The organism is Microbacterium mcarthurae (genome assembly GCF_046064585.1).
Taxonomy (GTDB): Bacteria; Actinomycetota; Actinomycetes; order Actinomycetales; family Microbacteriaceae; genus Microbacterium; species Microbacterium mcarthurae.
In genome coordinates this window covers 76,350-95,163 of sequence record NZ_JAROCE010000003.1, presented here as the reverse complement: position 1 = coordinate 95,163, position 18,814 = coordinate 76,350, and the positions used below count along the sequence as shown (strand labels likewise).

Below are 18,814 nucleotides of genomic sequence, written 5' to 3'. Positions count from 1 at the left end.
ACGCGCGCCGACTATGCCCGGCCTGTGCGTTCGTCGTGGGCGTACCGGGCGAGGGATGCCGCGCCGGGGCGCTCGGCATCCGATCGCGGATCAGGAGTAGACGTGCGGCGCGAGCACGGCGACGTCGCGCAGGTTGCGGTACTTCTCGGCGTAGTCGAGGCCGTAGCCGATCACGAAGTCGTTGGGGATGTCGAAGCCGACGTAGCGGCAGTCCACCTCGACCTTCATGGCATCCGGCTTGCGCAGGAGCGCGAGCACCTCGACCGACTCGGCCCCGCGGGAGGCGAAGTTCTCCAGGAGCCAGCTCAGGGTCAGGCCGGAATCGATGATGTCTTCGACGATGAGCACGTGCTTGCCCGTGATGTCGGTGTCGAGGTCTTTGCGGATCTGGACGACACCGCTCGAGCGGGTGCTGGCCCCGTACGACGAGACGGCCATCCAGTCCATGGTGATGTGCGAGGGCAGGTGGCGGGCGAAGTCGGCCATGACCATGACCGCGCCCTTGAGGACGCCCACGAGGACGACGTCGCGTCCGGCGTAGTCGGCCGCGACCTGCGTGGCCAGTTCGGCGAGCTTGCCCTGGATCTGCTCCTCAGTGAGGAGGACTTCGCTGATGTCGTCGGAGATGTCGGCCGCGCGCATTCGACAAGTCTACGCAGGCGTCGGGGTCGTCCCGGCGGGCAGGGCCGTGGAGGGCGGCACGGGCGCCGCCCCCGCGGTGCCGGGCGCGGCCGACGAGGCAGCCTGGTCGGTCGTCGACCGCGTGCGGCGGGGCGGGAGGGTGCGGATCGAGGCGATGGCGTCCAACCATCCGGCGTAGCGCTCCTCGCGCTCGTCCTCGCTCATCCGCGGCTCGAACACGCGCTCGAGATGCCAGCGTCCGGCGATCTCGTCGCGCCGCCAGATCCCGGCGCCCGACCCGGCGAGATGCCCGATGCCGAGGGCGGTGCGCTCCAGCCCCTGCGGGCGCGCGACCGGGATGCCGAGGATATCGGCCTGGAACTGGCACAGGAGATTGTTCCGCGTGGCTCCCCCGTCCACCTTGAGGAGGGGGATCGTGACGCCGTGGCGCCGCAGGTTGTCGACATTGTCGCGCGTTTGGAACGCCATCGCCTCGATCCCCGCGCGGACGACGTGCGCGGCCGTGGACTCGAGAGTCAACCCGACGATGCCGCCGCGGGCGTTGCGGTCCCAGTGCGGGTCGAACAGTCCCGCGAACGCCGGCACGAGGTACACGCCGCCGCTGTCGGGCACGCTCTCGGCCAGCCGCTCGCTCGCGGCGGCCCCCGGCAGGATGCCGAGTCGGTCGCGCAGCCACTGGATTGTCTGCCCGCTGTGGAACACCACTCCCTCGGCCTCGTACGTGACGTCGTCGTCGAACCGCCACGCCACGCTGCTGCACATGCCGGGCAAGGTCCGCGGGCGGGGACCGACGTTGACGGTGAGCACGCCCGCGGTGCCGAAGGTGTTCTTGGCGCTGCCGGGCTCGAGGCACGCCTCGCCGTACAGACCCGCCTGCTGGTCGCCGAGGACCGCCAGGATCGGCACCGACCTGTGCTCGGCGCCGGGGAGGATCCCCGGGGCGACGTCGCCGAACCACGCGTTGGAGGGGACGATCTCGGGGAGCAGGCTGGTGGGGATGTCCAGGATGCCGCAGAACTCGTGGTCCCACTCGGCCCGGGCGAGCGACATCAGACCCGTGCGGGACGCGGCCCCGGGCTCGGTCCGGTGGGCGGCGCCCCCGGTGAGGTTCCACAACAGCCACGTCTCGGGCGTGCCGATGGCCAGCTCGCCGCGCTCGGCGCGCTCCCGCGCTCCCGGGACGTGCCGCAGGAGCCAGGCGACCTTCGCCGCCGAGAAGAACGAGTCGTTACGCACCCCGGTGCGGGAGCGGAACTCGTCGTCCAGGCCGCGCGCCGACCACTCCCGGACGATGTCGTCGGTCTGCTTCGACATCCACATGATGGCGTTGTGGACGGGGGCACCGGTACGGCGGTCCCACATCACGATCGTTTCGCGGTGGGACGTCACCCCCACCGCGCGCACCGCGGAGCCGTCCACCCGGGCGCGCGCGAGCGCCCCCAGGATCGCCGTACGCGGCGCGTCCCACAGGTCGAACGGATCGAGCTCGACCCAGCCCTCGTGCGGGAAGATCGGGTCGATCTGCGACGACGCCTCTCCGACGACGGCGCCCTGCGCGTCGATGAGCACGGCGCGCGCGCTGCTGGAGCCCTCGTCGAGGGCCAGGACATAGCCCGAGGAGGTCGACACGGTCGCCCCGTCAGGCCGGCTGGGCCGCGCGGACGGGCACACGGAGGTGGTCGAGCCAACGCCGGTAACCGGCGATCTCGGCTCCGCGCCGATCGGCGTCCCACCCCCGTTCGTCGGCCAGGATGTCGGCCGCGCGCTCGACACCGCGCACGCCGTGCTTCGGCTCGAATGCGAGCAGGAGGCGACGGGCGAAGACGTCGGTGAACGTCTCGGCGAACTCGATGCGCATCGCGAAGACGAGCTCGGCCGCGATCGCCGGCGACTCGGGGTCGAACCGCTCGGCGAGCGTCGGACGTTCGCGGACCAGGTCGAGCACTCGTTCGGCGCGCGTGCCGTAGAGCGCCCAGAGCCGCTCCGCGGTGTCGCGCTCGACGAGATTCGTGGACAGGAGCGCCTTCTCGAACGCGCCGAGATCGGCGGCACGGGCACCGGGGAACGGCTGATGTTTGCTCACGGGGCGCTTGAGTCCGGCGCGCAGCCGCTTGACCGCGGCATCGGTGGCGTCCTCCGCGAGCTGGCGATAGGTGGTGAGCTTCCCGCCGACGATCGAGAGCAGGCCAGGGTGGCCGTCCTTGGCGTGGTCCCGGACGATGTGGCTGCGCGGCACCTTCCACTCGGGAACGTCCGGGGCGTACGGCAGAGGCCGCACCCCGCTGTAGGTGTAGAGGACATCGTCCGCGGTGAGGTTCGCCCCCGGGACGAGAGCGTTGGTCTCGGTGAGCAGGTACTCGATCTCGTCGGTCTCGGCCCGGGCCTCGTCGGGGTCGAGGTCGAACTTCGTGTCGGTGCAGCCGATGAGGTAGCGGCCCATCCACGGGATGACCAGGACCAGACGGCCGTCGGTCTGCGACTCGTAGTAGACGACGTCCGAAGGGGCGCCGGGGAACGGGTCGACGATGATGTGACTTCCCTTTGCTCCGCCGATCAGACGCGGGGCGGGGATGCCGGGCAGGGCCGACGACGCCTCATCGCCCCGCAGGACGGCGTCGACCCAGGGGCCGCCGGCGTTGATGGTCAGTCGGCCGTGGATGTCGGCGACCGAGCCGTCGGCGTGCTGGACGCGAACGCCGGTGACGCGCTTGCCGGAGCCCAGCAATCCGATCGCGCGCGTGTGCAGGAAGAGCCGCGCACCCGCGTCGACCGCGGCCACCGCGAGCTCGACGCACAGGCGTTCGGCGTACTCCACCTGCCCGTCCGTGAAGAGGGCGGCGCCGCTCAGACCGTCACGTGCGGCGCCGCGAAAGCGTTCGCGGACACCGGATGCAGAGAGCACGCGGTGCCACGCGACGCTCTTGTCGACCGAGAGCACGTCGTAGGCGAGCATGCCCAGGCGGATCATCCACGAGGGGCGGGTGTTGCGCGCGTAGAACGGCATGATGAGCCGCACCGGCTTGACCAGATGCGGGGCGACCTTGAACAGCAGTTCCCGCTCGCGCAGCGACTCGCGCACGAGCCGGATGTCGCCTCGTTCGAGGTAACGCAAGCCGCCGTGGACCAGACGTCCCGACCATGCCGAGACCCCCGCACACACGTCTTCCTGCTCGACGAGCGCGACCGAGAGGCCGCGCTCGGCCGCGTCCCGGGCGATGCCCAGACCATTGATCCCGGCACCGATGATCACGATGTCGAACGCGGGGTGATCGACCTTGTCCACGATTGTCTCCCTTGACCGTGGTACGCCTGAATAATCAGTCGCATATTGAATGTGTTTCCACTATCGTAGCGCCCAGCCGTCGGGATGGGAAGCGCGGACCGGCTTTCGGGAACCGGTAGGGGGAGTCTCGCAGACACGCGCCGACGCGGGAACAGTGGAGAGGAATGGTCGCAGATGACACCGCCGCGCGATCCCCATGCCCTGCGCGCGATGACCCGCGTCGCCCACCTGTATCACCGACGCGGACTCGTGCAGACCGAGATCGCGGCCGAGATGGGGCTGTCCCAGGCGGGCGTCTCGCGCCTGCTGACGGCGGCTGTCGATCGCGGCATCGTCCGTACGATCGTGGTCCCGCCCTCCGGGTTCCTCTGCGACCTCGAGCAGGCCGTGGAGGAACGTTTCGGCCTGCGGGAGGTGCACATCGTCTCGGCGGGGGCTCTGACGGGGGAACGTCGCGTCGAAGCGCTCGCCCGCGCCCTCGCGCAGGTCATCCAGCTCACGCCCATCGACCGGCGCTCCATCGGCCTCACCTCGTGGAGCCGCACACTTCAGCTTGCGGTGTCGGTCATGCCGGACTTCCCACGGGCGACCGCGGCCCGCGTCGTCGAGGTCCTCGGCGACGTCGGGCGCCCCACGCTGCAACACCGCGCCGCACTCACCACCGAGCGCTTCGCCCAGGCGACGGGCGGACAGCCTCTGTTCCTCCGAGCCCCGGGCGTGGTCGCGACGCCGCGCATGCGAACCGCTCTCCTGGACGGCGACCCCCACGCGCGTCTGGCGCTGGATGCCATGGACCACCTCGACCTCGTGCTCACCGGCATCGGCGCCGCTCACCCGACGCCGCCGCTGGTGGCGGGCGAGAACTTCTTCACCGACGAGCAGTTCGCCGCCGCCCGGGCACAGGGGGCCGTCGGCGAGATCGGCCTGCGATTCCTCGACGCGGACGGTTCGCCCGTGGCAACCGACCTCGACGACCTCGTCCTCGGCATGGAACTCGCGCAGCTTCGGCGAACGGAACGCCGCATCGCCGTCGCCGGCGGTGCGGCCAAGCACGCGGCCGTCCTGGCGGCGGTGCGCGGCGGCTGGATCAACGTTCTGGTCACCGACGATCTGACCGCCCGCCACCTGGTCGACGCGCCGCAGCCCGGGGAATGAGGGCCGGCGTGCGCGGGCGCACGGATGCGCCTCGCTCGGGGACGCCGCGGTGGCCTGGCAGAGTAGGACTCCACGATCCATACGGACAGGGGAGGCAGACGATGGCGCGCGATCCCAAAGAGCTCGAGCAGCTGCGCATGATGACGAAGGTCTCGCACCTCTATCACACGCGCGGCATCGTCCAGACGGAGATCGCGAAGACCCTCGGCATCTCGCAGGCCCGCGTCTCGCGCCTGCTCGCCGCCGCAGAAGAGGCCAACATCGTCCGCACGATCGTCGTCCCGCCACCGGGACTCAACGCCGATCTCGAGGAGGGCGTGGAGCGCATGTTCGGCATGCGCGAGGTCCACGTCGTCGACGCGTCGGGCGAGACCGGCGAACAGCGCACCGAGACGCTCGGCGTCGCCCTCGCGGGGGTGTTCCAGGTGCTGCCGGTCGGTGACAAGATGATCGGCTTCACGTCGTGGAGCCGATCGATGCGCCGCTTCGTCGAGAACCTCACGAGCTTTCCGCACTCGTCCGCCCGGGCCGTCGTCGAATTGCTCGGCGGCGTCGGGCAGCCGACGATCCAGCACCAGGCCACCAACGCCACCGAACGGCTCGCCTCGCTCACCGACGCGGAGGCGCTGTTCCTCCGCGTACCCGGCGTCGTCTCGACCCCCGACGTCCGCGAGGCGATCCTCGCGAACGATCCGCACGCCCGGCGCGCCCTCGCCGCGATGGACGAGCTCGACATCGCCCTGGTCGGCATCGGCAACGCCACGATCGTGCCGCCGCTGGTCGGAGGCGAGAACTTCTTCACGCAGGAGCAGTTCGACGACGTGCGCGCCCGCGGAGCCGTCGGCGAGATCAACCTCAACTTCATGGATGCCGACGGTCGCCCCGTGGCATCCCCCCTCGACGATCTCGTCATCGGCGTCGGGCTCGATCAACTGCGCCGAGCCGAGCGACGCATCGGCGTCTCGGGCGGCGCCGACAAGCACGAGGCCCTGCTGGCCGCCGTGCGCGGCGGGTGGATCAACGTGCTCGTCACCGACGAGGAATCGGCGCAGTACCTCCTCGCGCAGGGTCCCGCGCGCTGAGCACCCCGCGCCGCGGCGTCGGCGCAGGACACCGAGAAGAGGCACGGATGCCGCGACCCCGACGACCGGGCCGCGGCATCCGCACCGAGTGTCGTGTCAGCCGAGCCGCGACACGACGCTCTTCACGAGCGGCCACACGCGGGCGACCGATCGGTGGTTGACCTTCTCGGCGGGCGAGTGCAATGCGTGCAGCTCGGTCCCGATCGAGATGATGTCGGCGACGGGGACCCGACGGCTGAACATGCCCAGCTCGAGCGAGCACTGCGAGACCTCGACCGAGGGCTCGGCGCCGAGAACGTCGCGGTACGCGGCCGAGGCCACGGCGAGGAGCTCGGAGTCGGGCCGGTAGGGGAACTCGGGAGCATCGAGCCCGTACATCTCGATACGCGCCCCACCGCCGGCGAGGTCGACGAGGGCCTTCACCCGGTCGAACAGCTCGTGCTTGCGCGAAGTGAGAGCCGAGGTGATCGTCGACATGAGCCGGAGCCCGTCGTCGGTCGGTCGGACCGTGCCGAGGTTGTTCGACGTCTCGACGCGGTCGGGCACGTGCAGGTTCCAGCGGACCACCCCGTGCGGGATGAGCAGCGTCACCGCCGTGAACCGCCGCGCGGCGTCGGGCGACAGCGATCGCTCGACCGCGGCGGTCTCGACGAGCTCGACCCGCACGTCGGGGTCGGCCAGGTCGTACTCGACCGCGAGGTCGCGCTGCAGATCGGCGACGACGGCCCGGACGGCCTCCTCGTCCCCGGGGAGCAGGCTCAGCACGGCCTCGGCATCGGCGGGGATGGCGTTGTTCTGCGCCCCGCCGACCACGTCAGAGACGCGGACGTCGCGCCCGTCAGCGACGGCCTGCACGGCACGCGCGAGGATCTGCAGCGCGTTGGCGCGCTCCAGCTGGATGTCGAACTCGCAGTGGCCGCCGCGCAGACCCCGCACCTGCAGGCGCAGCGCGCGCGAGTGCGACGCGGGCACGGCCTGGAACTCGCCCGGAAGATCGACGGTGAAGGTCACGTCGCCGCTGCAGCCGGCGAGGATCTCCTTGTCGGTGATCCAGTTGAAGTCGATCATGCGACGCCCGAGGAGCTGAGAGGTGTCGAACTGGCCGGCACCGACCTTGCCCTTCTCCTCCATCGCGGTGAGGACGGCCTCCAGGGGCGGGTGGGGGATGTCCTCGTCGGCGAGCAGCGCCAAGATGTACGAGACGCCGATGCCGTTGTCGGCACCGAGCGAGGTGCCGTCCGCGGTGATGAAGTCGCCGTCGACGAGGAGGCGGATCGGCTCGGTGACGAAGTCGAACTCGACCCCCTCCGCCTTCTCGCACACCATGTCGAGGTGTCCGTGCAGGATGAGGGGCGCGGCATCCTCGAGGCCGCCCTGACCGGGCTTGCGCACCAGGACGCAGCTGACCCCGTCCTTGACGGCGTCCAGGCCGCGGGAGCGGGCGAAATCGACGACCCAGTCGGCGACGGCGGACTCGTTCCCCGAGCCGCGGGGGATACCCGCGAGGGACTCGAACCACCGCAGCACCTCCCGGGGCTCGAGGTCGTCCAGGACACCCGTGGTGGGCGGGACGGAAAGCGTGTCGGACATGGTTCTCCTCTCTGAGAACGGCGGGACGATTTCGGGTGTCGGCCGCGCGGTCACTTGACGATAGACCCGCGGGCGCGGGTCATGGTCAGGGCCACGACGGTGATGATGACGACGCCGTAGACCAGGCTCTGCGCCTGAGCGTCGATGCCGAGGGCGGCGGTGGCAATGGGGACGAGAGCAACGGTCAGGGCGCCGAAGACGACGTTGATCGGATTGGTCGCTCCCCCCGAGATCGACGTGCCGCCCACGATGGCCGCGGCGATGGCGGGGAGCAGGAGGTCGCTGCCGAGACCCGTCGGCGAGGCCGACCCGGCCTGGGCGATGATCGCGATGCTCGCCAGGCCCGCGGTGAAGCCCGAGAGACTGAAGGCGATGACCTTGATGGCCCGGGTGCGGACCGCCGAGAAGACGGCGCCGGACTCGTTCCGCCCGACCGCGGTCATACCGATGCCGAGACGGGTGAAACGCAGGACCGCCCACAGGATGATCGCGACGACGACACCCAGCCAGAACGTCAGCGGGATTCCGACGACACCGGTCTGGTAGAGCGCGGCCACGCTCTCGCCGTTCGCCGTGACGTAGACGGTGGTGGCGCCGCTGGTGACGAGGGCAGCCGCCGAGTAGATGCCGAGCGTGCCCAGGGTGAGGGCGAACGACGGCACCTGGGCGAAGGCCACCAGCACGCCGTTCAGCGCGCCGCACAGCGTCACGATCACGAGCACGACGAGCGGGGCGACCGCGCCGAGCGGCGCGAGGAGGGTGGCGAGGAGGATCGCACCGAGCAGCGCGATCGCCGCGTTGGACAGGTCGATGGAACCGATGTGCAGCACGAGCGCCTGGCCGAGGGCAACGAGGAGGATGGGCGCGGCCGAGGCGGCGATGATCGTGAGTCCGCCACCGCCGAGGAACGCGGGCGTGAGGGCGGCGACGACGGCGAACATCACCGCGAAGATCACCGGCGGACCGACGGTCTGCCATACGCGCTGCGGACGCAGGCGCGAGCGCTTCGGGGTGGACTTCTCGTCGCGGACGGCCGAGCGGTCGGCGACGGTGGCGAAGGCGTTCACGGGATCACAGCATCCTTTCCAGCAGGTCGAGGGTGGACGGATCCTCGGTCACCAGGTCGTAGCGGGCCGCCGTCCGGCCGTCGCGCATCACGATGATCTCGTCGCCCATCTCCAGCGCCTCTTCGAGGGTGTCGGCGAGGAGGATCACGGCGGTGCCGTTCTCGCACGCCCGCCGGATCTGGGCGTTGACGATCTGCGCGGCGCCCGGGTCGAGTCCGCGCAGCGGGTGGTCGAGCACGAGCATCTTGAGGTCGGAGGCGGTGAGCCACTTGGCCATGACGACCTTCTGTTGGTTGCCGCCCGAGAACCGCTCGAGCTCGAGCGAGATGTCGTTCGGCCGCACCTCGAGGGCGTCGAACCACTCCTGCGAGGTGCGATTGCGGCGCCCCGGGCGCAGAATGCCGCCGGTCGTGGAATCGCCCGGGTGCGTCAGCGTGAGGTTCTCAGCGGCGCTGAGGCCCCCGACCATCCCCTCCACGCGACGCTCGGCCGGAACGTACCCGACACCAGCCTTGACCGCGTGCGGGATCGTCCAGTTCTTCACGGCGACGCCGTCGATGAGGATCTGCCCGCGATCGAAGACCTCGGCGCCGAACAGCGCGCGGGAGAGCGACTCGCGCCCCGAACCGCTCGTGCCGACGATCGCGGTGAGACGCCCGGCGTGGACCTCGAACGACACGTCGTCGTACTCGCCGCGGCGGCCGAGCCCGCGCACCTCCAGCACGGGGCGGTCGTCGACGCCGAGCGCCTGCCGCTCCCGTGCCTCGGCGTGGGCTTCGCGCCCGACCATGAGGCGGAACAGCTCGGCCTCGGTGACGTCGGCCACCGGGCGGTCGGCGATGAGTTCGCCGTCGCGCATGACCAGGACGCGGTCGCAGATGCGCATGACCTCGTCGAGCCGGTGCGAGACGAAGATCACCGACCCGACGTCGCGGAGCTTGCCGATCTCGCGCTCCAGGATGGCCGTCTCCGTGCGCTCGAGCACCGACGTCGGCTCGTCGAGGATGACGAGCGGTTGGCCGCCCGAACGGGTCTGCACCCGGATCGCGCGGGCGATCTCGACCATCTGACGGTCGACGAAAGACAGGTCACCGACCTTCGTCCGGGGGTCCAGCTGCGAGCCGATCTTGGCGAGGGTCTCGGCGGCATCCTTGTTCAGGCGTCCCCACCGGTAGAAGCCGGCGCGACCCACCCCGCCCTTGCCGGGCTTGGTGTTCATCTCGACGTTCTCGGCGACCGTGAGGTTGGTGAAAAGCGACTGCTCCTGGTGCACGACCCCGACGCCGGCGGCGATGGCATCCCGGGGTCCTCGGAATCGCACGGGGGCGCCGTTGACCTCGATCGTGCCCGCGTCGGGCTGGTGGATGCCGGTCATGATCTTCAGCAGTGTCGATTTACCCGCGCCGTTCTCGCCGATCAGTCCGACCACCTCGCCGGGACCGATCTCCAGCGACACGCCCTTGACGGCGGCGACGGCGCCGAAGGAGATCCGGATGTCGCGCAGGGCGATGACGGGGGTCTGCTCGGTCATTTCGCGATCCTCAGGCGGTTGCGCTGCGACCAGGCAGCGGCGACGATCGCCACGACGAGGATGGCCCCCGACACGGCGGATTGGAAACTCGGGCTGACGCCCGAGAGGATCAGCCCGTTGCTGAGGAGAGTCAGCAGGAAGACGCCGAGGACGGTGCGAAGGATGCCTCCGCGTCCGCCGCCGAGCGAAGTTCCACCGATCACGACGGCCGGGATGACGAGGAAGAGCGTTCCTGCCCCGACCGTCGCCGATCCGGCGCCGAGCTTCATCGTGGCGATGATGCCGGCCAGACCGCTCAGGAGTCCGGCGACGAGAAAGACCGCGGTCTTGATACGCGCCACAGGCATCCCGGCCGAGCGGGCGATGCCCTCGTTGTCGCCGATCGCGAGAGTCAATCGTCCGAACCGGGTGTAGCGCAGCAGCAGCGCGCCGAGGACGACCACGCCCACGGCCAGCCAGAAGCCGTTCGGGATGCCGGCCGTCGTCTGCGACGACCACGTCGACAGGGCATCGTCGGTGAGCGTCGGGATCGACTCGGTGCCGAAGAGGATCGTGGCGACACCGAGGCCGACGTACCAGATGCCCAGGGTCACGATGAAGGAGGGCACCTTGAGGCGGGTGAAGATCACACCGCTGAGCCACCCCAGGGCCGCCCCCACGGCGAGGGCGATAATCCACGCGAGCGGACCGAGGTCGGGGCCGCCACGAGTGTTCGCCGACAGCAGGATCCACGCCATGCCGGCGGCCCCCATGACGCCCTCGACCGACAGGTCGATGGAGCCGAGCAGGATCACCAGCGTTGCTCCCACACCCACGATGAGGGGGACGGTTGCCTGGTCGAGAATGTTCTGGAGGTTGCTCACACTGGCGAACCGGGGGTTCAGCAGCGAGAACACGATGACGAGCACGACCATCGCGCCCACGAGGGCGGCGGGCTCGGCCCATCCGGAGAAGCGGGTGCGACGCGCGATGTGATGCTCTCGGGTGCGGATCGCTGTGGTGTCGGCCACGGGGGGCCGCTCGGTGGTGTTCGTCATGATCGACTCCGTCGTCGTAGGAGTGAGGGGTGGAGCGTCCCCCCGGCCGCGTGCGGCCGGGGGGACGCGGGCCGTCAATTGGACGGGAGGACCTCCGGACCGCCGCCGATGAGCTTCATCGGCTCGGTGTCCCAGGGGCCGTTCTCGATGAGCGAGTCGACGAACTTCTCCGGACCGTCCGCGGCGTCGTAGCCGAGGTAGTCCTTGAGCGTGTCGGGGGTGACGCAGCTCAGCTGGAAGAGGCTGTCGCGCTTCTCCTGCGGGAGCTCCGACGGCTTGATCTCGCCGATGGCGGCGAGGTAGGCGGTGTAGAGCCCGACGGCCGAGGCCATGTATCCGCGGTGGAACGTCTCACCGACGATGGCGTTGTTGCCCTCACCGGACTGCATCGACGCGATCGTGTCGGGGTAGAGGCCGTCCGAGGCGAATTTCGTGGTGTCCAGGAGTCCGGCGTCCTTGAACGCCTTCATCGACCCGGTCTGCATCGCGTCGTCGGCGCTCCACACGCCGTCGATCGTGTCGCCGTACTTGGCGATGAGGTCCTGCGAGTTCTTGTAGCCGAGCTGCGGATCCCAGTTCGAGGGCCGCTCCTCGAGGATCTCGATGTCCGGGTATTTCTCCGCCATCTGGGCCTTGAACCCCGCGACGCGCGTCTGGCTGGTGGTGCTGTCCTGCACGCCCGGGAGCATGATGACGTTGCCCTGACCGCCGAGGGACTCGCCGAGCGCGTCGGCGTTGCACTTGCCGGACTCGACGCCCGGGATCTTCTGGAAGGCGACGAAGTTGTCGCCGACCTGGGCCGGGTCGAGGTTGTCGGGCTTGTTCCACCAGATGGTCACGTAGCCGCCGGCCGCCTTGACCGCGTTCACGATCGTGGGGGCGTCGGAGCTGGCGACGGTGTTGACGAAGAGCACGACCTTCTTGCCCTTGGCGAGGATCGCCTGGATCTTCGAGATCTCCGTCTGAGAGGAGCCGTTGGAGTCGACGATCTCGAGCGGGATGTCGAGCTTCTTCGACAGCGCCTCGGCGCCGGCGATGTTGGAGGCCATGTAGGGGTTGGTGGTGTTGATGACGGATGCCACCAGCACCAGGTCCTCCTTCTTCAGCGGCTGCGCGGCACCGCCGGTGGCGCCGGCGGTCGAGGTGCATCCGGTGAGGACGAGGGCGGCGGCGGCCGACAGGGCCAGGCCACGGAGGATACGTGCGCGGGAACGGGTGCTGATCATTTCGACTCCTTCGTCGAGTGCGCCGGCGGAGCGGTCGCGAGGTGGGGTGGGAACCGGCCGGTGGGGTGGACCGTGAGCCGGGGTCGGCAGGACGAGAGCGGGGATCAGCCCGCCGGTCGCAGGGTGCGGAAGAACGTGCGGACGTCGTCGACGTAGATCTCGGGGACCTCGAGCGGAGCGAAGTGCCCGCCCTCGTCGTGGACGCGGTACTGCTGGAGGTTGAAGTACGCGTCGGTCCAGGTACGCGGGGGCTTGTAGATCTCGCCGGGGAAGATCGACACCGCGGTGGGGACGCGAACGACCGGCGTGCGGTCGTGCGAGGGGGTCCAGGGGTTTCCGCGGCACTCCCAGTAGTAGCGCGACGACGTTCCGCCGGTGCCCGTGAGGAAGTACACGGCGGCCGTGGTGACGAGGTCCTCCTTCGGCCAAACGCGTTCGAACGCCTCCGTTCCCTCGCCGCGCTCGGCGAGGCCCCAGAAGTAGCGCTTCTCGGTGATCCACGCCAGCTGCGCCGCCGGCGAGTCGACCACGAGGGCCGCGAGCGTCTGGGGCTTGGTGAGCTGGATCTCGCCGTACCCGCTCTCGCGCTCGACGAAGAGCTTGCCGCGCTCGAACCAGCCTTCCTCGCCCGCGCCGTACTCGGAGGCGGCGGGGAGGCCGAGTGCCGGGTCGTACTCGACGTGCGTCGGCTGGTCGGGGTGCTCGGGCAGGTAGTGCGAGAGCTGCGCGGGGAAGTGCGTGTAGACGCCGATGACGTCGTCCTCGTACTTGTGCCCGTGCTGCTGGGCGATGAGGGCACCCCAGTCGCCGCCGGCGGTGGCGTAGCGTTCGTACCCCAGCACGTCGGTCATGAGCGTGTTCTCGAGGTCTGCGGTGCGCCAGAAGTTCCAGCCCGGCTCGCGCAGCGGCGACGAGAACCCGTAGCCGGGGAGCGAGATCAGCACGACGTCGAAGCTGTCGGCCGGGTCGCCGCCGAACTTCGCGGGGTCGGTGAGGGGCTCGATGACCTTGCGAACGTCCCAGAAGGTCCAGGGCCAGCCGTGGTGCAGGAGCAGCGGCATCGGGTTCGGACCCTTGCCCTTGACGTGGATGAAGTGCAGCGGCACATTCATCAGGTCGACCCGGAAGTGCGGGAGCTCGTTCATGCGGCGCTCCACGTCGCGCCAGTCGTACTCGTTGATCCAGTAGTCGACCAGCGTGCGGTGGTACGCGGTGTTGTAGCCGTAGCGCCAGTCGTCATTGGCGAAGTCGTCCGCGAAGCGCGTGCGCTTCAGGCGCTCGATCATGTCGTCCAGATCGGCCTGGGGGATGTCGATCCGGAAGGGCCGGACGTCGTAGCTGTCGGACACCGTGAACCTCCTCGTTCTCGGTCGGGGACCTGTTGTACTAACTATTCATCTTTCGATTGGCTATACGTTAGGCCTCCCGGGCGCCCCTGTCAACGGGTGATTCCGCCCCGGAATTCCGCGGCGCCGGCCGCTCGCCCAGAGGTCACGAAGAGGTCACGATCCGGTCGCCGGAAAGCGCGGCGAGCGCCTCGGCGGCATCCGCGATCAGGTCGTGCAGGCGCACGCGTCGGGCGTCCACGCCGGCGAAGAATGCCGTCACGTCGGCGCGGACGACCGCCTCCGTCACCGCGGTCTCGTCCGCGAGCGACCCGGCGGTCACGGGATCCCACGGGAGGTCCAGGATGCCGTTGACCCGGTCGAGCAGCCGCCGGGCACCGGGGGTCACGCGCAGCGGCAGGCTCGCGGTGAACAGGCGGGCACCGCGGACCACGCGCTGCGCGGTGCCCACGAGCTTCACGCGGCCGCCGGCGTTGACCGACCAGTCTCCCGGGCAGTACTCCCCCGGGACGGGACCGAGGCGCGCGTCGACGCCCCAGCGCCGGGCGAGCCCGACGAACTGCTCTCCGCGGGCGCGGAAGATCTCGGCATCCGCGCCGCGATCCCTCTCGGGGTGGATGACGTCGATGACGAGCCAGTCCGCGTCCAGCACGACGGCCCGACCCCCGGCGGGGCGCACGATGGGCAGGTAGCCCGCCGCGCACGCGACCGCGGCCGCTTCGGAGAAGCGGGGATGCAGACTCTCGCGTCGACTGAACGCCACCGTGGGCTCCGGGGAGAAGACCCGGACCACCGCGGGCCCGGCGTCGGCGGCGACGCGGTGCAGCAGCAGCAACGACGTGAGCACCTCCCGCGCGGGGTCACGGCCCGAGACCTTCTCGGTGTCGTCGTCGACCAGCAGACGCACGCCCCCCGCGTCCGCGGGCGACGGTCCCCCGTCTCCGCGGACGCGGGCGGTCACGCCGCGGTGCTTTCCAGCTCGGTGCGAAGGGCCCCGAGGAACCGCGCGGCGGTCGCCCCGTCGAGGGCGCGGTGGTCGGCGGTGAGGGTGAACTCCGCGGTCGGCACCCACAGGCCGGCATCCTCGCGGTGGACGTACCGCGGAACGGTCGCCCCGACCGCCAGGATCGCCGCCTGGGGGACGTTGAGGATCGCGTCGAAGCGCGTCACGCCCATCATCCCGAGGTTCGACACGGTGAAGGTGCCGCCGGTGATGTCGTCGCGGGTGAGCGCCCCCTCGCGCGCGCGGGAGACGACGTCGGCGCGGGCACGCGCGATGTCGGGCAGCTCGGCCGCGCCGATGTCGTGCACGACGGGGACGACGAGCCCCTTGGGGCTGTCGACGGCGACACCGACGTTGGCGCGGTCGAAGCGGGTGACGCTGTCGTCGCCGACGTGGACGTTCACCTCGGGGACGGCCACGAGGGCGCGCGCGCTGGCCTGCAGGATCGCGTCGGTCACCGTGGCACCGGGGGCGCGCTCGCGGGTGCGCAGCGCCGCCGTCATGTCGATCTCCACGGTGACGTGGAAGACCGGGGCCGCCCACGCCTGGACCATCCGTCGCGCGGCGGTCCGCCGAAGGCCCGTCAGCGGCTCGACGCGCCCCTCCTCGACCACGGTGTTCACACGAGCACCGCCGATGCGTCGCGGGGAGCCGAGCCGCGATCGGCGCAGCCGTACTCGCGCATCTTCTGCACGGTCGCCTCGATCATGCGCTCGCGTCCCTCGGACACGGCCTCCTCAAACTGCCGGTCGCCGCGCGACCAGACCTCTTCGATGCCGCGTCGGAAGGCGTGACGCAGGTCGGTGTCGGCGTTGAGCTTGTGCACTCCCGCCTCGATCGCCGCGTGCAGCTGATCGGCCGGCACGCCGGACGCGCCGTGCAGGACGAGCGGGATACCGACCGCGTCACGGATCGCGCGGATGCGTTCGATGTCGAGGGGGCGCGGCTCGACGCCGGTGACCCCGTGCATCACGCCGGCCGAGATCGCCAGCAGGTCGACCCCGGTCTCGGCGACGAAACGCTCGGCCTCGTCGACGCGGGTGTAGTACTCCTCCCACGGGATGTCGTCGGCGGCATCCGGGATCCGGCCCAACTCGGCCTCGACCGGGATGCCGAACGCGTGGGCCACACGGACGACCTCGGCGGTGACGCGGATGTTCTCCTCGAAGTCGAGGTGCGCCCCGTCGAACATGATCGAGTCGAACCCGAGGCGGATGGCCTGGAACACCTCGTCGTACGTGCCGTGATCGAGATGGATCGGCGCCTGGAGGCCCGAGGCGTCGAGTTCGCGTCGCGTCATCTCGTACGCCGCCCTCAGCCCCATGTGCGGGACGATCGCGCGCCCCACCTGGAGGAACACCGGCGCGTCCGCGCGCTCGGCGGCACGGATCAGGGCCTGCGTGGTCTCGGGATTGTGCATGTTGAACGCGCCGACGGCGTATCCGCCGGCCTGCGCGGCGGTGATGAGACCCAGCGGGTCGACTCCGGTCATGATGTGCCCTTTCTCTGACGTCGGGCTCCTTTGCCCGGCGGTTCGTGCGACGGCCTAGTCCGTCTCGATGACGGCGACGACGGCGCGGACCTCCACGACGTCGCCCTCCTCCACGAGGAGCTCGGTGAGGGTTCCGGTGGCGGGGGCCTCGAGGGTCTCCTCGACCTTCTCGGCCTCGACGTCGGCGAGCGGCTCGTCCTCGGCCACACGATCGCCGACCTTCTTGTGCCATTGGACGATCGAGCCTTCGCTCATGCCCATGCCCCACTGCGGGAGCAGAACCTCTATACGTGCCATGTCGTTCTCCTTCTGTCGTCTCTCACTCGGCGCCGGCGGTCGCCAGCGCGGGGGCGGTCAGGCCGGTGACGCGCCGCACGGCGGCGGCGATCCCGTCCTTGCTCGGGTACATCTGCTTCTCCAGCGCGGGGCTGAAGGGGATCTGCATGTCGGGGGCGGTCAGACGCACGATCGGCGCCTTCAGCGCGTCGAAGACCTCTTCGCTGACGAGCGCGCTGATCTCCGCCGCCGCTCCGCACGTGCGGTGCGCGGGCTCGGCGATCACCAGGCGACCGGTCTTGGCGACCGAGCGGAGGATCGCGTCGCGGTCCAGCGGCACGAGGGTGCGCGGGTCGATGACCTCCGCCGACACCCCCTCCGCCGCGAGCTCCTCCGCGGCGGCGACGGCTTCGGGGACCGAGCTCGAGATCGCCACGATCGTGACGTCCGTGCCCTCGCGGACCGTGCGGGCGACGCCGAACGGCACCCAGAAGGGCTCGTCCTCCACCTCGCCCTTGGCGCCCCACAGGATGCACGCCTCGAAGGTGAGCACGGGGTCGTCCATGTCGATCGCGGTGCGGAGCAGCCCCTTGGCGTCCGCCGGCGACGAGGGCACCATGATCTTCAGGCCCGGGACGTTCATGAACATCGGGTACGGGCGGTCCGAGTGGTGGGCACCGGTGTTGAGGCCGTAGAACATCGCCGAGCGGAAGACCACCGGCATCGAGGCCTGGCCGCCGAACATGTAGCGGTTCTTGGCGACCTGGTTCACGAGCTGGTCCATCGCCATGTAGAGGAAGCTCGAGTACGACAGGTCGACGATGGGCCGCAGGCCCGTCATCGCGGCGCCCGCAGCGGCACCGACGATTCCCTCCTCCGAGATGGGGGTGTTGCGGATGCGGCTGCGGCCGTACATCTGCACGAAGTCGCCGGTCTCGCGGCGAGTCTTGCCGCCGCCGGTGGTGCCGTAGACGTTCGCCTCGACGTCCTCGCCGATGATGACGACGCGCTCGTCGGCATCCATCGCCTCGCGCTGGGCGGCGCCGATCGCGCCGAGGAAGCTCATCACGCTCATGCTGCGTACTCCGAGTCGGTGTAGAGGTCGTCGAAGGCGACCGAGGGGTCGGGGAAGGGGCTGTTCTCGGCGAACGCGACGGCGGCGTCGACCTCGGCGAGGATCTCCTGCTCGAGCGCGTCCATCCGCTCGGCCGTGAGACCGTGTTCGGCGATCAGTCGCTCCCGGAAGAGCACGAGGGGGTCCTTCTTAAGCCACGCCTCACGCTCGTCGACGGGCCGGTAGTCGGTGCCCAGCCGCAGACCCTCGGAATGCTCGTTGTACCGGTAGGTGACGACCTCGATGAGGGTGGGGCCTTCGCCGGCGCGGGCGCGGGTGACGGCGGCCGACACGGCCTCGTACACCGCGAGCACGTCCTGCCCCTCCTCGACCCGGATGCCGGGGATGCCGAATCCGGCGGCGCGGTCGGCGATGACGCCGGACGTGACCGTGTGCGCCGGGGTGGACAGCGCGTACTGGTTGTTCTCGCAGAGGAAGATCACCGGCAGGTTCCAGACGCCGGACATGTTCATGGATTCGTACAGGACGCCCTGGTTGGCGGCTCCGTCGCCGAAGAAGGCCAGCGCGACGCTGTCGCGGCCGAGCACCTGGGACGACAGCGCGGCCCCCATCGCGATCGGGATCGACGAGCCGACGATGCCGGACTCGCCGAGGCTGCCGACGGCGAAATCGGCGAGGTGGAGCGATCCGCCCTTGCCCTTGCACACGCCGTCGGCTTTGCCCTGCAGTTCGGCCATGAGCGGTCCGAGGGGCGACCCCTTGCCGATGGGGTGGCCGTGGCTGCGGTGGTTGCCGGTCATGTAGTCGCCGTCGCGGAGCGCCATCGTGGCCCCCACGACCTGCGCCTCCTGGCCGATCGAGGTGTGCACGGTGCCCGGGATGTGGCCGCGCTTGACCATCTTCGACGCGCGCTCGTCGAAGCCGCGGATGCGCAGCATGCGCCGCTGCATCTCGAGCAGGAATTCCTCGTCCATCGCTGACCTCTCCGTCATTCGTGGGAATCTTTATT

Annotated in this window: 17 protein-coding genes; 2 read left to right on the top strand and 15 right to left on the bottom strand. The window is 70.2% G+C overall.

The features are described from left to right. Positions 1 to 90: 90 nt before the first annotated feature. Genes hpt through P5G46_RS10460 form a run of 3 tightly spaced genes read right to left on the bottom strand, consistent with a single transcriptional unit; the run spans position 91 to position 3,925 of the window. The gene (gene hpt, locus P5G46_RS10470; protein ID WP_239275906.1) at positions 91 to 642 is read right to left on the bottom strand and encodes a hypoxanthine phosphoribosyltransferase; all 552 of its coding nucleotides are present in this window, start codon (positions 640 to 642) and stop codon (positions 91 to 93) included. A gap of 9 nt (positions 643 to 651) precedes the next feature. Continuing rightward, the gene (locus P5G46_RS10465) at positions 652 to 2,271 is read right to left on the bottom strand and encodes an FGGY family carbohydrate kinase (protein ID WP_408905677.1); all 1,620 of its coding nucleotides are present in this window, start codon (positions 2,269 to 2,271) and stop codon (positions 652 to 654) included. A gap of 10 nt (positions 2,272 to 2,281) precedes the next feature. Then, positions 2,282 to 3,925, bottom strand: coding sequence for a glycerol-3-phosphate dehydrogenase/oxidase (locus P5G46_RS10460; RefSeq protein WP_408905676.1), 1,644 nt, complete (start codon positions 3,923 to 3,925; stop codon positions 2,282 to 2,284). Positions 3,926 to 4,135: 210 nt separating this feature from the next. Between P5G46_RS10460 and P5G46_RS10455 the strand changes: the two genes are divergently transcribed. Continuing rightward, positions 4,136 to 5,080: a sugar-binding transcriptional regulator gene (locus P5G46_RS10455; RefSeq protein WP_408905675.1), complete on the top strand. Its 945-nt coding sequence runs from the start codon at positions 4,136 to 4,138 to the stop codon at positions 5,078 to 5,080. A 101-nt stretch (positions 5,081 to 5,181) separates the two neighbouring features. Next, on the top strand, positions 5,182 to 6,162 hold the full coding sequence (locus P5G46_RS10450; RefSeq protein WP_408905674.1) for a sugar-binding transcriptional regulator: 981 nt from the start codon (positions 5,182 to 5,184) through the stop codon (positions 6,160 to 6,162). A gap of 96 nt (positions 6,163 to 6,258) precedes the next feature. On the opposite strand, the gene pepD is transcribed toward P5G46_RS10450, so the two are convergent. The 12 genes from pepD to P5G46_RS10390 form a co-directional block, all read right to left on the bottom strand. After that, positions 6,259 to 7,752, bottom strand: coding sequence for a beta-Ala-His dipeptidase (pepD, locus tag P5G46_RS10445; RefSeq protein ID WP_408905673.1), 1,494 nt, complete (start codon positions 7,750 to 7,752; stop codon positions 6,259 to 6,261). A gap of 50 nt (positions 7,753 to 7,802) precedes the next feature. After that, positions 7,803 to 8,819, bottom strand: a complete 1,017-nt coding sequence (locus P5G46_RS10440; protein ID WP_408905672.1) for an ABC transporter permease — start codon at positions 8,817 to 8,819, stop codon at positions 7,803 to 7,805. 4 nt (positions 8,820 to 8,823) lie between these two features. After that, positions 8,824 to 10,350 (bottom strand): sugar ABC transporter ATP-binding protein, encoded by a 1,527-nt coding sequence (locus P5G46_RS10435; protein WP_408905671.1) that lies wholly within the window; start codon positions 10,348 to 10,350, stop codon positions 8,824 to 8,826. Further along, complete coding sequence (locus tag P5G46_RS10430; protein ID WP_408905670.1) at positions 10,347 to 11,387, bottom strand: ABC transporter permease; 1,041 nt, start codon at positions 11,385 to 11,387, stop codon at positions 10,347 to 10,349. Before P5G46_RS10430 ends, P5G46_RS10435 begins: the two co-directional genes overlap by 4 nt. A gap of 74 nt (positions 11,388 to 11,461) precedes the next feature. Next, positions 11,462 to 12,613: a sugar ABC transporter substrate-binding protein gene (locus tag P5G46_RS10425; RefSeq protein WP_408905669.1), complete on the bottom strand. Its 1,152-nt coding sequence runs from the start codon at positions 12,611 to 12,613 to the stop codon at positions 11,462 to 11,464. A gap of 104 nt (positions 12,614 to 12,717) precedes the next feature. Beyond that, positions 12,718 to 13,962, bottom strand: coding sequence for an epoxide hydrolase family protein (locus P5G46_RS10420; protein WP_408905668.1), 1,245 nt, complete (start codon positions 13,960 to 13,962; stop codon positions 12,718 to 12,720). 142 nt (positions 13,963 to 14,104) lie between these two features. Then, on the bottom strand, positions 14,105 to 14,920 hold the full coding sequence (locus P5G46_RS10415) for a lipoyl protein ligase domain-containing protein (RefSeq protein ID WP_408905667.1): 816 nt from the start codon (positions 14,918 to 14,920) through the stop codon (positions 14,105 to 14,107). Next, positions 14,917 to 15,585 carry a 2-oxo acid dehydrogenase subunit E2 gene (locus P5G46_RS10410; protein WP_408905666.1) on the bottom strand — a complete coding sequence of 223 codons (669 nt, stop codon included), beginning with the start codon at positions 15,583 to 15,585 and terminating at the stop codon, positions 14,917 to 14,919. Before P5G46_RS10410 ends, P5G46_RS10415 begins: the two co-directional genes overlap by 4 nt. Further along, positions 15,582 to 16,454, bottom strand: coding sequence for a class II fructose-bisphosphate aldolase (locus tag P5G46_RS10405; protein WP_408905665.1), 873 nt, complete (start codon positions 16,452 to 16,454; stop codon positions 15,582 to 15,584). The genes P5G46_RS10410 and P5G46_RS10405 overlap by 4 nt, the downstream gene beginning before the upstream one ends. A gap of 54 nt (positions 16,455 to 16,508) precedes the next feature. After that, positions 16,509 to 16,751, bottom strand: a complete 243-nt coding sequence (locus tag P5G46_RS10400; protein WP_408905664.1) for a biotin/lipoyl-containing protein — start codon at positions 16,749 to 16,751, stop codon at positions 16,509 to 16,511. Between the two features lie 22 nt (positions 16,752 to 16,773). Next, a complete protein-coding gene (locus tag P5G46_RS10395; protein ID WP_408905663.1) occupies positions 16,774 to 17,805 on the bottom strand; it encodes an alpha-ketoacid dehydrogenase subunit beta in 1,032 nt (343 codons plus the stop codon). Next, positions 17,802 to 18,797 (bottom strand): thiamine pyrophosphate-dependent dehydrogenase E1 component subunit alpha, encoded by a 996-nt coding sequence (locus tag P5G46_RS10390; protein WP_408905662.1) that lies wholly within the window; start codon positions 18,795 to 18,797, stop codon positions 17,802 to 17,804. The genes P5G46_RS10395 and P5G46_RS10390 overlap by 4 nt, the downstream gene beginning before the upstream one ends. Positions 18,798 to 18,814 lie beyond the last annotated feature (17 nt).